Annotated in this window: 13 protein-coding genes; 9 read left to right on the top strand and 4 right to left on the bottom strand. The window is 73.1% G+C overall.

Annotated features, from left to right (window positions below):
- The gene (locus ON36_RS21960; RefSeq protein ID WP_085999671.1) at nucleotides 1-582 is read left to right on the top strand and encodes a suppressor of fused domain protein; all 582 of its coding nucleotides are present in this window, start codon (nucleotides 1-3) and stop codon (nucleotides 580-582) included.
- Between the two features lies 1 nt (nucleotide 583).
- Here ON36_RS21960 and corA read toward each other — a convergent pair whose 3' ends face one another.
- Nucleotides 584-1,660: a magnesium/cobalt transporter CorA gene (corA, locus tag ON36_RS21955; RefSeq protein ID WP_043656860.1), complete on the bottom strand. Its 1,077-nt coding sequence runs from the start codon at nucleotides 1,658-1,660 to the stop codon at nucleotides 584-586.
- Nucleotides 1,661-1,729: 69 nt separating this feature from the next.
- Between corA and ON36_RS21950 the strand changes: the two genes are divergently transcribed.
- From ON36_RS21950 to ON36_RS21935, 4 genes are all read left to right on the top strand, one after another.
- The gene (locus ON36_RS21950) at nucleotides 1,730-2,584 is read left to right on the top strand and encodes a PHP domain-containing protein (protein ID WP_043656857.1); all 855 of its coding nucleotides are present in this window, start codon (nucleotides 1,730-1,732) and stop codon (nucleotides 2,582-2,584) included.
- Nucleotides 2,581-2,847 carry a hypothetical protein gene (locus tag ON36_RS21945; protein WP_043656855.1) on the top strand — a complete coding sequence of 89 codons (267 nt, stop codon included), beginning with the start codon at nucleotides 2,581-2,583 and terminating at the stop codon, nucleotides 2,845-2,847. Before ON36_RS21950 ends, ON36_RS21945 begins: the two co-directional genes overlap by 4 nt.
- Nucleotides 2,848-2,950: 103 nt before the next feature.
- Nucleotides 2,951-4,492: an FAD-dependent oxidoreductase gene (locus tag ON36_RS21940; RefSeq protein WP_043656852.1), complete on the top strand. Its 1,542-nt coding sequence runs from the start codon at nucleotides 2,951-2,953 to the stop codon at nucleotides 4,490-4,492.
- A gap of 395 nt (nucleotides 4,493-4,887) precedes the next feature.
- Nucleotides 4,888-6,099 (top strand): NAD(P)-dependent malic enzyme, encoded by a 1,212-nt coding sequence (locus ON36_RS21935; protein ID WP_373281824.1) that lies wholly within the window; start codon nucleotides 4,888-4,890, stop codon nucleotides 6,097-6,099.
- A gap of 73 nt (nucleotides 6,100-6,172) precedes the next feature.
- On the opposite strand, the gene ON36_RS21930 is transcribed toward ON36_RS21935, so the two are convergent.
- Nucleotides 6,173-7,672: an MFS transporter gene (locus tag ON36_RS21930; protein ID WP_043656846.1), complete on the bottom strand. Its 1,500-nt coding sequence runs from the start codon at nucleotides 7,670-7,672 to the stop codon at nucleotides 6,173-6,175.
- Between the two features lie 229 nt (nucleotides 7,673-7,901).
- Here ON36_RS21930 and ON36_RS21925 point away from each other — a divergent pair, with 229 nt between their 5' ends.
- A complete protein-coding gene (locus ON36_RS21925; protein WP_043656843.1) occupies nucleotides 7,902-8,111 on the top strand; it encodes a hypothetical protein in 210 nt (69 codons plus the stop codon).
- Between the two features lie 5 nt (nucleotides 8,112-8,116).
- Here ON36_RS21925 and ON36_RS21920 read toward each other — a convergent pair whose 3' ends face one another.
- Complete coding sequence (locus tag ON36_RS21920) at nucleotides 8,117-9,049, bottom strand: ABC transporter substrate-binding protein (protein ID WP_043656840.1); 933 nt, start codon at nucleotides 9,047-9,049, stop codon at nucleotides 8,117-8,119.
- Nucleotides 9,050-9,242: 193 nt separating this feature from the next.
- Between ON36_RS21920 and ON36_RS21915 the strand changes: the two genes are divergently transcribed.
- The 3 genes from ON36_RS21915 (at nucleotide 9,243) to ON36_RS21905 (ending at nucleotide 12,445) form a co-directional block, all read left to right on the top strand.
- On the top strand, nucleotides 9,243-10,121 hold the full coding sequence (locus ON36_RS21915; protein WP_043656838.1) for a glycine betaine ABC transporter substrate-binding protein: 879 nt from the start codon (nucleotides 9,243-9,245) through the stop codon (nucleotides 10,119-10,121).
- A 137-nt stretch (nucleotides 10,122-10,258) separates the two neighbouring features.
- On the top strand, nucleotides 10,259-10,957 hold the full coding sequence (locus tag ON36_RS21910; RefSeq protein WP_245558159.1) for a PadR family transcriptional regulator: 699 nt from the start codon (nucleotides 10,259-10,261) through the stop codon (nucleotides 10,955-10,957).
- Between the two features lie 12 nt (nucleotides 10,958-10,969).
- Nucleotides 10,970-12,445: a DHA2 family efflux MFS transporter permease subunit gene (locus tag ON36_RS21905; RefSeq protein ID WP_043656835.1), complete on the top strand. Its 1,476-nt coding sequence runs from the start codon at nucleotides 10,970-10,972 to the stop codon at nucleotides 12,443-12,445.
- 107 nt (nucleotides 12,446-12,552) lie between these two features.
- On the opposite strand, the gene ON36_RS21900 is transcribed toward ON36_RS21905, so the two are convergent.
- A partial coding sequence (locus ON36_RS21900) for a molybdopterin-dependent oxidoreductase (protein WP_043656832.1) occupies nucleotides 12,553-13,522 on the bottom strand: 970 nt, incomplete at its 5' end.

Raw genomic sequence — 13,522 nt, 5'->3', positions numbered from 1 at the left:
GTGGACGTGGTGAACACCGTCCGCGCGGCGGTTCTGGAGCATTACGGCGTCGCCCGCGACCGGGCGGACTCGGCCTCGGTGACCTTCCTCGGCCTCGAGCCCATCGAGATCCTGCGCATCCCCGGCGCCGACGCCGTGCACTACGCGACGCTGGGCGGCTCGCGGCATCCCATGGGCGACCCGGCCGACCTGCTCGCCGACCCGGTCCGCGGCCCGCGCGCGGAGCTGGTGCTCTCGCTGCTGTCCGGCGCGGGCGCGCAGGCCGGGCTGGTCCGTTCGCTCGGCGTGCTGGTGGCCACGCCGTCGGTGGAGGGCGTCGTCCTGCAGGCGGACGCCCTGCTCGATCTCGGCGAACCGCTGTGGCGCGACGCGCCGTTCACCGCGGTGCTGCTCGGCGAGAGCGAGCTGCCCGAGGTGCCCCTGCCCGACCCGGCCGAGCCGGTGCGCTACCTCAGCGTCACCCCGGTCACCGCGACCGAGGCGGCCTGGGTGCGGGTGCGGGGCGCGGACGCCCTGCGCGAGGCGTGGGCCGAGGCGGGCATCGATGTCCGCGACCCGCGGCGGCGCGCGGTGAACCTCTGACCTAGAGCCACTTGTTGCGGCGGAAGGTGATCAGCAGCGCGACGCACAGCATGACCATCAGCGCGACCACCCCGGGATAGCCCCAGCCCCAGCGCAATTCGGGCATGTGCTCGAAGTTCATGCCGTAGATGCCCGCGATCATGGTCGGCACCGCGGCCATCGCGGCGTAGGCGGAGATCTTGCGCATGTCGGTGTTCTGCTGGACGCTGATCTTCGCCAGGGCCGCGTTGACCAGGTTGCTGAGCCGCTCGTCGAACTCGCTGATGGTCTCCGACACCTCGGTGTGGTGGTCGGTCACGTCGCGCAGGTAGCGCCGGATCTCCTTGGGCACCGGCAGGTTCTCGTTGGTGGTGAGCTGCTGCAGCGGCACACCGAGCGGGACGACCCCGCGGCGCAGCTCGACCACCTCGCGCTTGAGCTGGTAGATCGACTCGATCGCGATCTTCATGTTCGGGGTGAAGACCGCCTCCTCCATCTCGTCGATGTCCTCCTCGACCTCGCCCGCGACCTCGATGTAGGAGTCGACGACGTGGTCGGCCACGGCGTGCAGGACCGAGAACGGGCCGAGCCGCAGGCGGCCGGGGTGGTGTTCGAGTTCGTGGCGGACGCCGGCGAGCCCGGTGTGCTCGCCGTGGCGCACCGTGATGGCGAAATCGTGGCCGGTGAACACCATGATGTTCCCGGTCTCGACGATCTCGCTGGTCGAGTCGAGGTCGTGCTCGAGGTACTGCACGGTGCGCATGACGAGGAACAGGGTGTTGTCGTAGCGCTCGAGCTTGGGGCGCTGCTTGCCGTGCACCACGTCCTCGACCGCGAGGGGGTGCAGCCCGAAGATCTCGGCGATCTCGGTCATCTGGGCGTCGTCGGGCTGGTGCAGCCCGATCCAGACGAACCCGCCCCGATCGGCGGCCTGCGCCCGCGCCTTCGCGGGGGTGAAGTGCCCCGGCAGGCGGGCGCCGTCGACGTAGACGCCGCAGTCGACGATCGCGCGCGCGGTCGGCACCGGCACCTTGGGCCGCGGAACGGGGCCGGGCCGTCCCTGACCACGGAACGACGGCAGCGGCGGTAGCGAGGGCACGGCTCGATGCTACGGCCGAACCGGACCCGGAACGGCGCGGGCGGACACGGCGCACGGTATGACTGAGGGGTGCGCATCGATCTCCACACCCACTCCACCGCGTCGGACGGCACGGACAGCCCCGCCGAGCTGGTGACCGCCGCGGCGGCCGCGGGGCTCGACGTCGTCGCGATCACCGATCACGACACGACCTCGGGCTGGGCCGAGGCCGAGGCGGCCCGCCCGGCCGGGCTGACCCTGGTGCGCGGCATGGAGATGTCGTGCACCGGGCTCGGCGAGGACGGCGACCCGGTGTCGGTGCACCTGCTCGCCTACCTGTTCGACCCGGCCGACCCCGGCTTCGCCACCGAGCGCGAGCGGCTGCGCGCCGAGCGCTCGCAGCGGGTGCGGGCCATGGCCGAGCGCATGGCCGCCGACGGGCTGCCGATCGACCCCGACGCGGTGCTGGCCTCGGTCGGGCCGTCCGCGGGCCGCCCGCACCTGGCCCGCGCCCTGGTCGCGGCGGGGGTGGTGGACAGCGTCGGGGCGGCGTTCGAGCACCTGCTCGCCCCACACGGGCCGTACTACGTGGAGAAGGCCGACACCCCGCTGACCCGGGCGGTGCCGATGGTGGCCGCCGCGGGCGGGGTCACCGTGATCGCCCACGCGCGGGCACGCAAGCGCGGCAGGCTGCTCGCGCTCTCCGAGATCCGGGAACTGGCCGGACTCGGCCTCGGCGGCCTCGAGGTCGACCACCCCGACCACGGTCCCGCCGATCGCGACCTGCTGCGCGACCTCGCCGGCGAGCTCGGCCTGATCCGCACGGGCTCCTCGGACTACCACGGCACCAACAAGCCGATCGCGCTCGGCGCCCACACCACCGAACCGGACCAGTACGAGGCGCTCATCGCGAAGGCGGGTGGCGTCGCGGTGATCACTCCGTGACGCTGCTGCGTGGGCTGTCCGGCCTGGTCGCGGGCGGGCTGATCGTGCTGACGGCGGTGGTGGTGACCGTCGCGGTCGTCGGCGCGCGCAACGAGTTCCCGGGCCCCGGCGCGGAATCGCTGGCCTGGCATCTCGGCATCACGCTGGTCGCGGTGGTCGCCCAGGTCTGGGCGGACCGGCGGCGCGGGGCGGCGACGGTGCCCGCCGCGCTGGTGGTCTTCGCGGGCGCGGGCGTGCTGTTGTGGACGCAATGGTGGAACTGAGGAGCGACCCCGCGCGGCCGCCGGGTCACGATTGGTTGCAATTGGAATTCCCGCGCGGCTGAATGGTTGCGGGCCGGTGAACTGTCCCCGAACATTTCACCTTGTGAGCGACATCGAGACCGATGTTCTGATTCTCGGCGGCGGACCCGCCGGGCTCTGGGCCGCGCTCGCGGCCGCCACCGCGGGCGCGCGGGTGATCGTCGTGGACAAGAACCGATGTGGGAGCAGCGGTCCCACCGCGTTCGGCGCCACCACCCTCTGGCACATCGCCGAGGGCCCGGCGCGCGGCGCCGCCGTCGAACGCGCGCTCACCCACGGCGGCGGGCTCGGCGCCCCGGAGTGGATCGACCGGGTGCTCGACGAGTCGCATCGCCGCGTGGACCAGCTCGCCCACGGCGGCCACCGGATCCCGCGCGCCCGCGCCGAACGCATCCGGCTCGACGGCGCGGGCTACCTGCGGCGGCTGCGCCGGTCGGCCGTCGCGCTCGGCGTCGACATCCTCGATCACCACCCGGCGCTGCGGCTGCTGCGCGCCGGGGACGGGACGGTCGCGGGCGCGGCGGGCGTGTGCCGCCGGGAGCACTTCCGGCCGTGGACGATCCGGGCGGGCGCGGTCGTGCTCGCGACCGGCGGCTGCGCGTTCCTCTCCGGCAGCCCCGGCACGGATGTCGACACCGGGGAGGGCCTGCTGATGGCCGCCGAGGCGGGCGCGGACCTGGCGGGCATGGAGTTCTCCAACGCCTACGGGTTCGCGCCCGCGCTGCCGCCGGGATACCGGGCGGCGGGACCGATGCCGGGGCTGACGCTGCCCGCCGCCGCCCTCCACGACGAGTCCGGCGAGCCGCTGGCGGGCCGCGGCCCGGCGGCGCTGGCGGCCATCGCCGAGGGCAGGCGGGTCACCGCCGCGCTGCGCGATCTGCCCGCCCCGATGCGGCAGTGGCTGGCCCGGCAGGGCGCCTGCGACCGGGCGGGCCGGGTGCCGGTGCGCGCGGTGTTCGAGGGCACGGTCCGCGGCAGCGGCGGCGTGGAGCTGCTCGGCCCGGACTGCGCGACCGGGGTGCCCGGGCTCTACGGCGCGGGCGGGGTCGCGGCCAGGGAACCGGTGCTCGGCGCGGTCGGCGGTTCGTCGGCGCAGGGCGGCGGCTGGGCGCTGGCCTCCGGGGTCTGGGCGGGCGCGGGCGCGGCCCGGTTCGCCACGGCGCGCGGCGTGCCCGATCGGGTGTCCCCGGTCGGCGGCGCGGGCCTCGGGGCGCACGCCGGGATCGACCCGCGCTCGGTGATCGGGCTCGTCCAGGAGCACACGCTGCCGCTGCGGCGCAGCTACTGGCGCAGCGCGGGCAGCCTGCGCGACAGCATCGCCGAGCTGGACGCCCTGTGGCCGGTGGTGCGCTACGACCTCGGCGGCGTCGGCGCCGGTCAGGTGCGGGCCCGCCAGGCGGCGGCGCTGCTGGCCGTGGCACGCTGGACCAAGTACAGCGCGCTCGAACGCGCCGAGAGCCGGGGCATGCACCGCCGCACCGACCATCCCGGCGCCGCCGACGACTGGCGGGCCCGGCTGCACTGCGGCGGCCTGGACGAGGTGTGGGTGCGGCGCGGCAGCGTGCTCGGCGGCGACCTCACAGCCGCGTATCGACCGGCGGTGTGACTGTTCACCGGAAGTTCCCCCGGACCGGCGAGTTTTCCCTAACGCCGGGGTAATTGCGTCCCCCTAGGCTGTAACGATGATGCTGGTTGGCTCGCGGTACCGGGCGCAGGATAGACTCGCCTCCGATTCCGTGCCCTCGCCGACCGCCGGGTGCCGGGACCACGGCGACCTCCTCCTCGCGACGTACCGTCGCGGCCGGGTGTCGCTCCGCTCGTTCGACCGGACCACCCGTCCGGCTCCGCTCCGCGGATCAGTGCCGCGCCACCCCTCCGACCCCCGGAAACGGGTCGGTCCGCGCACCCGATGAGCGTCATGCAACCACTTGTCCCTATTTACCCGGCGGTAACTGTCCCCCGGTTGAGCACGACTCGAGCAGGAGTGAAATCGTGTCTTCTGTGACTGACGCACCGAATGCCACCTCGGCGCCCCAGACCGATGACGCGGCCGCCTTGGCCGCGATCACCAACGATGAGATCTTCGCGGGTCACCTCGGCGGCAAGCTCTCGGTCGAACTCAGCGCGCCCCTCGACACCCAGCGGGACCTGTCGATCGCCTACACCCCCGGTGTCGCGCAGGTCAGCCGGGCGATCGCCAAGGACGAGGCGCTGGCCAAGACCTACACCTGGACCGACCGCCTCGTCGTGGTCGTCTCCGACGGCACCGCGGTGCTCGGCCTCGGCGACATCGGCGCGCGCGCCTCGCTGCCCGTGATGGAGGGCAAGGCCGCGCTGTTCAAGAAGTTCGCCGACCTGAACTCGATCCCGCTGGTGCTCGACACCAAGGACGTCGACGAGATCGTCGAGACCCTGATCCGCCTGCGTCCCAGCTTCGGCGCGGTCAACCTGGAGGACATCTCCGCCCCGCGCTGCTTCGAGATCGAGAAGCGCGTCATCGAGGCGCTGGACTGCCCGGTCATGCACGACGACCAGCACGGCACCGCCATCGTGGTGCTGGCCGCCCTCAAGGGCGCGGCCGCGCAGCAGGTCCGCGACATGTCGGCGCTCAAGGTCGTCGTCTCCGGCGCGGGCGCCGCGGGTGTCGCGTGCGCGAACATCCTGCTCGCGGCGGGCGTCCCCGACGTCGTCGTGCTCGACTCCAAGGGCATCGTGTCCGCGGGCCGCGGCGACCTCAACGAGGTCAAGGCCGACCTGGCCGCCCGCAGCAACCCGCGCGGCCTGACCGGCGGCCCGGCCGAGGCGCTGGCTGGCGCCGACGTGTTCCTCGGGCTGTCCGCGGGCACCATCGCCGAGGAGCTCATCGCCTCGATGGCCCCCGAGTCGATCGTGTTCGCCATGTCGAACCCGGACCCGGAGATCCACCCCGAGGTGGCGCGCAAGTACGCCGCCATCGTGGCCACCGGCCGCAGCGACTTCCCGAACCAGATCAACAACGTGCTGGCCTTCCCCGGTGTGTTCAAGGGCGCGCTCGACGCGGGCGCCCGCCGCATCACCGAGGGCATGAAGGTCGCCGCCGCCGACGCCATCTTCAACGTGGTCGCCGGTGAGCTGTCGGTCGACAAGATCATCCCCAGCCCCCTCGACCCCCGGGTCGCCCCGGCGGTCGCCGAGGCCGTGGCCGCCACGGCCCGCGCCGAGGGTGTCGCCTGACGGCGGATCGTCCCAGCCGAGACCGAGCCGGTCGCGTCCTCTCGACGCGGCCGGCTCGGTCCGTTTCCGTGGGTCAGTGCGCGAAGACCAGCCCCTCCTCCTCGCCGGTGCCCGCCGTCGCGCCGGGCGCGGCGAGCTGGACGATCCGGCGCGGCAGCGCCACCGCGACCACGGCGCCCGCCACCGCGGCGACCGCGCCGATCAGGAACGCGACGGTGAAGCCGCGGTCGAGGTAGAACACCGCGCCCTGGGTCAGCTCCGGCGGGATCGGCGCCGTGTAGGAGTTGTTGAGGACCGTGAACGCGAGGACCGGAAGCACGGCGGGAAACACGCTCTGCGAGACGCCGACGATGCTCGCGGTGCTCGCCTGCAGCTGCGGCGGCACCGCCTCGATCAGCAGGTTGGGCACCGAGGCGTAGGCCATGCCCATGCCGGTGCCGAACACGCCGGCGAACACGATGAGCGGTGCCTTGCTGTCGTGCGCGAACGCGGTCAGCGTGAATCCGGCGGCCATCAGCGCCATGCCGATCGCCATCATGACGCGGGGCCGGACGTCGCGGCCGACGAGCAGCCCGACGAGCACGCCGCCGACCACGACCATGATGCCGACCGGGGCCTGGAAGATCGCGAATCCCTCGGCGGAGACGCCGAATCCGTAGCCGAGGCCGAGCGCGGCCGGTGTCATGACGAGCATGGGCAGCAGGATGGTGAACAGGCCGCTCGACCCGTAGCAGAGCCCGGCGCCCAGGGTGGTCAGCAGGACCGGGCGACGGCCGAGGACGTCGAGGTCGATCAGCGGTTCGCGGATCATCCGCGCGGTGATCAGCCAGGCGACCAGCAGCGCGGCGCCGCCTGCCAGGTAGGCCAGGGTGGTGCCGTCGCGCCAGCCCCAGGTCGGCCCGAAGCTGACGGCGACGAGCACGCCCGCGATGCCGCCGCCGAGCAGGACGGCGCCGAGCAGGTCGATCCGGGAACGCAGCCGCACCGGCGATTCGTCGGTGGTGAGGAAGATCAGCCCGCCCAGCACGATCAGGCCGATCACGAAGAACCAGAAGATGCTGCGGAACCCGTGGTTGTCGATGAGCCAGCCGGTGAGGAACGGCGCGGGGATCGCGATCAGGCCCATTCCGCTGGTGGCGATGCTGACCGCGAGCGCGATGGTCCTGGCCGGGAAAACGTCCCGGATCAGCGAGTAGCTCAGGAACAGGCAGGGGACGAGCAGGCCCGACAGCGCGCGGCCCGCGATGAGCACCGCGTAGCTGCCCGCGACCGCGGACAGCAGCGAGCCCGCCGCGCTGATCGCGACGCAGCCGAGCAGGGCCTTGCGCTTGCCGTACATGTCGGCGAGCTTGCCGATCAGCGGGGCGGTGACGGCGCCGACGAGCAGGAACGCGGTGAGCAGCCAGGCGCCCTGGGTGGTCCGGTAGTGCGCGGCGATCGACGGCAGCGCCGTGGAGATCATCATGTAGCTGACCGCGAGCATCTCGAGCAGGAGCACGATCGAGGCGAGCGAGAAGATCAGCCGTGGGCTCCAGCGCCGGGTGGTGTCGGGGGGAGGGGGTGCAGCGACCATGAGTGGTCCTTTCGGGTCGTTCCCGCATCCGGCGATCGGTCGGAATGCGTGCCCGACATCACACTTTCCCCCGGCGTGTCATAGCTCCGGCCCTCCCATCCAGTGGGAGGCGAATATGCCTGACAGGCATGTCACCCGAGGGGGCGGCGGGGTTACCCAGCGGTTTCGGCGTGTATCACAGACCCGGCCGCCGCGCCCGCGCCGCGGGGACGATGGCATCATCTCCGGCATGGCGACCCTGCGTGTGCACCTGCCCGACGACCTGCTCGAGCAGCTGCGCGCCGCGGCGACGAGCGAGGGCCTCACCGTCGACGCCGCGCTGGTCCAGGCGGCCGAGGGCTGGCTGACCGCGCACGCGCACCGCAGCGCCGACCGCGCCCGGCTGCGCCGCGCCCTCGACGACGACCCCGCCCTGCGCGCCCTCCTCGGCGACGACTGAGCCGGTCAGCCCAGCGGCGCGTTGAGTCCCTGCGCCGCGACCCAGGCGCGGGCCACCACCGCGGGCTCGGTCCGGTCGTCCCCGGCGACCGCGTCGTTGAGGGCGATCAGCTCGGCCGTGGTCAGCCTGGCCGAGACCGAATCCAGGACCGCGACCGCCTTGTCCGACCGCTTGGCGCCCGCGAACAGCGGCACCACGTTCTGGGCGGCGAAGTTGTGGTTCGGGTCCGACAGCACCACGAGATCGTTGGCGGCGATGGCGGGGGAGGTGGTGAAGATGTCGGCGGCGATCACCTTGCCCTCGACCAGCGCCCGGACCGCGTCCTCGGGATCGTCGGTGGCCACGAAAGCCGCCGGGGCGATGTCGAGCCCGTAGTTCTTCTTCAGGCCGGGCAGGCCGGAGGGGCGGTGCGCGAACTCGGCGGGCGCGGCCAGGGTGACCTCGCCCGCGTGGGCGGCGAGGTCGCCGATGGCCTTGAGATTCCAGCGCTGGGCGGTGGCCCGGGTGACGACGATCGCGTCGGCGTCCTGGCCGGGCGCGGGTGAGGCGATGGCCAGCTCGTCGCCCAGCGCGCCGAGCAGGGCCCGGTCGACCTCGCCGGGCGCGGTGGCGGTGGTCCCGGAGTCCAGGTAGCGCAACAGGTTTCCGGTGTAGTCGGGCACGAGCGAGATCGCGCAGCGGCGGAGGGCGGGCACGTAGTCCTCGCGGGTGCCCACGTCGGTGCGCGTACGGACCTTGAAGCCGTTGATCCGCAGGACCTCGGTGTAGATGCCCGCCACTGTCTCGGATTCGGGGAATCCGGCCGAGCCGACGACGAGTTCGTCGCTGACGCAGTCGCCCGCCGCCGTCGCCGGGTCGGAACTGCCGCAGGCCGCCGCGACCATGGCCGCCGCGAGGGCGAGCGCCGCCGCCACGATTTTCCCCGCCCGCACCGCCATGCGAAGGGCGGGCCGTCGATGTCCGGTCGATGTGGAGCCGTACGCGGTTTTCACTGGTGTCCTTCCGGCAAAGGCGGGCAGTGCGATGTGCGCGCGGCCCGGGGGCCACGGGTACATTCTGGGTGTCCATACTGCCCGCGTCGCGGGGTTTCGGACGGGCAGAGCCGGAAAACAGAGAGTTGGTGTCGGGACCATGAGATCGGCCGCGGCAAGGCGCCTGACGGCGCTGGTGCTGACGCTCGCCGGCGCGTTCGCCGCGGTGTCCTGCGGAAACGACGACCCCGAACCGGTGTTCACCGTCGGCGCGGACGCCTCGACCGAGTCGGTGGTGCTGGCCCACGTCTACGCACAGGCGCTGGCGCGCACCGGCCTGCGGACCGCGGTCGCCACCGGCCTCGCCGCGCCGCACGCCGATCTCGACGCGGGCCGGGTCGCGGTCCTCGGCGCCCGCACCGGCGCCCTGCTCGACCGCTGGCAGCCCGCGGCGCCCGCCCGGAAACCGGCCGACGTGGCCGCCGCCGTCAACGGCGCGCTGCCCCAGGGGCTCACGGTGTCCGACCCCGCCGACGGCGCCGACCTGCGCCCGCGGGTCCTGCTCGATCCGGCGCTGGCCGCGCGCGACGGTATCGCCTCGGTGGCCGATCTCGCGCCGCGCTGCGCCGGGTACACCGCGGGCTATGCCGACCTGCCCGGCCTCGCCGCCGACCCCCTGGGCCTGCGGATCGACGGGTGCGAGTTCGCGGCCTCGGTCCGTTTCCCGGACGCGGCCGAGCTGCGGAAGGCGCTGCGGGACGGGCAGGTCCAGGCCGGCGTGGTCGCGGGCCCGCCCGCCCTGGCGGGTCCCGCGGCCGAGGGTCTGACCGTGCTCGGCGACAGCGCCTACGCGGTGCGCGCCCAGAATGTGCTGGCGCTCTACCACTCCGGGGTCTTCGACCGGGTCGAGAGCCGCAAGCTCAACTACGTCTCCGGCGAACTCACCACCGACGGGCTGGTCGAGCTGATCCGCGCCGTCGACGCGGGCACCCCGGCCGAGGTCGCGGCCCGCACCTGGCTCGACGCCCACGCCCTCTGACCCCGGCGGTCCCGCCTCGTTCTCCCCGCCTCGCGGCACCCCCTTGCCCATCGATGTTCCAGCTCGTATATTCCTATTGGAATATACGGACTGGGATAGGGAGGTACGCCTTGATGGGGCAGCCGAGGAGTGCCGGGTTGAAGCCGCTGGCGATAGCGGTGCTCGCCCTACTCGACGAGCGGCCCATGCACCCCTACGAGATGTACCAGGTGCTGGTGAGCAGGCGGGAAGACCTGTTGGTGAAGGTCCGACCCGGCTCGCTGTACCACGCCGTCGACCGGCTCGCCGAGGCCGAACTGGCCGTCGCCGACGGCACCGACCGGGCGGGCAACCGGCCCGAACGCACCACCTACCGGATCACCGACGCGGGCCGGAAGGCGCTGCGCGCCCGGATCGCCGACATCCTGCGCGAGCCGGTGCAGGAGTTCCCGATCTTCCGGGTCGGCCTCGCCGAGGCGCACAGCCTGCCGCAGGCCGAGGTCGTCGCCCTGCTCTCCGAGCGCGCCGAGCACATGGCGGGCGAGGTGGCCGACTTCGCGGCGATGCGGGAGTGGGCGCGCCGGCGCGAGGTGCCCCGCCGCTACTGGTTCGTCCTCGAGTACGTCCACCACATGGCGACCGCCGAACTCGACTGGCTGCGCGCGTTCATCGCCGAGGTCGAGGCGGGCGGCATCGCCTGGGAACAGTTCGACCCCGAAACCGGAGTACGGATCGACACCGGCGACCACGAGCACGACCTCGCCTGGACCGATCACGCCGACCCGTCGGCCGCGCCGGTGCCCCGCTGGGCCCGCGCCGTCCATCACGATCCCCGACGCAGTTTTCGCTACTCCTGACCGGAGAAACCCATGACATCAGAACGCAATCCGTGGCACGCGCTGTTCGCGCTTGTCGTCGGCTTCTTCATGATCCTGCTGGACATGACCATCGTCGCGGTCGCCAACCCGGCGATCATGACCGACCTGCACGCCGACATCTCCCAGGTCATCTGGGTGACCAGCGCCTACCTGCTCACCTACGCCGTCCCGCTGCTGGTGACCGGGCGCCTCGGTGACCGCTTCGGCCCCAAGAACATCTACCTGATCGGCCTCGCGGTGTTCACCGCCGCGTCGCTGTGGTGCGGCCTGTCGACCAGCATCGGCATGCTGATCGCCGCGCGCGCCGCGCAGGGCATCGGCGCGGCGCTGATGACCCCGCAGACCATGGCCGTCATCACCCGCACCTTCCCGCCGGATCGCCGCGGCGCCGCGATGGGCCTGTGGGGCGGCGTGGCGGGCCTGGCCACCCTGGTCGGCCCGATCCTCGGCGGCGTGCTCATCGACAACCTGAGCTGGCAGTGGATCTTCTACGTCAACGTCCCGGTCGGCATCGTGGCGTTCGCGCTGGCGGTGTGGCTGGTGCCCGCCCTGCCGACCAGCTCGCACCGCTTCGACATCCCCGGCGTGCTCCTCAGCGCGATCGGCATGTTCCTGCTCGTGTTCGGCATCCAGGAGGGCAACACCTACGACTGGTCGCTGCGGATCTGGCTGCTGATCGCCGCGGGGTTGGCCGTGCTCGCGGTCTTCGTGGTCAACCAGGCCCGCAACACCGGGGAGCCGCTGGTACCGCTCGGCCTGTTCCGCGACCGCAACTTCGCGCTGTCGAACCTGGCCATCGCGGCCATGGGCGCCGCCGTCACCTCGCTGATGGTGCCGTCGTACTTCTACCTGCAGGCGGTGCGCGAATTGTCGCCCACCCGTTCGGCGCTGGTGTTCGCGCCGATGGCCATCCTGACCGGTATCGCGGCCCCGCTGATCGGCAAGTTCTCCGACCGGCTCCCGCCGCGCGTGGTGCCGACCATCGGCTTCACCCTGTTCGCCGCCTCGGTGTTCGCCTTCGCCGCGCTGATGACGCCGGACTCGTCGCTGGTGTGGTTCCTGCTCGCCGCCGGGCTGGCCGGTATCGCCAACGCGTGCATCTGGGCGCCGCTGGCCTCCACCGCCACCCACAACCTGCCGGTCACCCAGGCGGGCGCGGGCGCGGGCATCTACAACACGACCCGCCAGGTGGGTTCGGTGCTGGGTAGCGCGGCGATCAGCGCGCTCATCTCGTCCCGGATGGCCGCGCACGGTCTGGGCGGCGGCCAGGTCGCCGAGGGCGGCGCGGGGCAGGGACCGATCCCGCCGCACATCCTCGACGAGTTCTCCTCGGCGTTGAGCCAGTCGATCCTGCTGCCGGGCTTCATCCTGCTGATCGGCGTCGCCGCCTCGGCGCTGTTCATCAGCCACAAGGCCTCGGCGCGGACGGTCACCGTCGACAAGGTCGCGGCCGACACGTCGGTCTGACGGGTCTCGTCCCCGGTCCACGGCGCCCGACCCCGCCCCCGGGGTCGGGCGCCGTCGTGCGTGCCGGTCAACATCCGCCCCGGCGGTGCGGTCGCCGCGGGCGCGGATCACGCGACCTGGACGGTCCGCGTCGGATACCCGGTGGCGCCGTCGGGCACCACGTCGGTCTGCACGGCCGTCTGCGGCCGCCCGGTCTCGTCGATCGCGCGGGCGCGCAGGGTGTGCGGGCCCGCCGTCGCGTCCCAGTCGAGGACCCACTGGCGCCAGGTGTCGGTGGTGACCTCGGCCGAGAGCCGCGCGGGCTGCCACGGGCCGTCGTCGACCTGCACCTCGACACCGGCGATGCCCCGATGCTGTGCCCAGGCGACACCGGCGATCACGGTGCGGCCGGGGCGGATCCGCGCCCCTGGGGTGTCGATGCGGGTCCCGGTCTTGATCGGCCCGCGGTCCGACCAGCCGCGGCGGGTCCAGTAGGCGGTGGCCCGGTCGAAGCGGGTGACCTCCAGCTCGGTGACCCACTTCGTCGCCGACACGTACCCGTACAGCCCGGGCACGACGAGCCGCGCCGGATAGCCGTGCTTCACCGGCAGGGGCTCGCCGTTCATGCCGACCGCGAGCAGCGCGTCGCGGCCGTCGGTGAGTGCGGCCAGCGGTGTACCCGCCGTCCAGCCGTCGCTGCTGTGGGACAGGACCATGTCCGCCTCGGGCAGCGGTCCCGCCTCGGCGAGCAGTTCGTCGAGCCGGTAGCCGAGCCAGCGGGCGTTGCCGATCAGGTCCCCGCCCACCGGGTTGGACACGCAGGCCAGGGTGATCAGCCGCTCCACCGGCGCGCGGCGCGCGAGATCGTCCCAGCCGAGCCGGATCTCGCGCTCGACGAGCCCGTGGATCCGCAGCGACCACGACTCCTTGGACACCTGCGGCACGATCAGCGCGGTGTCGATCCGGTAGAACTCGCTGTTGGCGGTGACGTACGGCGTCAGCCCCGGGACCGGGAGATCGGCGTCGGCGGGCAGCCCCGGCGTCGGCACCCGCGGCGCGGGCAGCGTCACGGCGGCCCGCTCCGCGCCGACATCGCCG

This window comes from Nocardia thailandica NBRC 100428, assembly GCF_000308795.1.
Taxonomy (GTDB): Bacteria; Actinomycetota; Actinomycetes; order Mycobacteriales; family Mycobacteriaceae; genus Nocardia; species Nocardia thailandica.
Note: the sequence above shows the minus strand (reverse complement) of the source record. Positions and strands in the feature narration are given on the sequence as shown.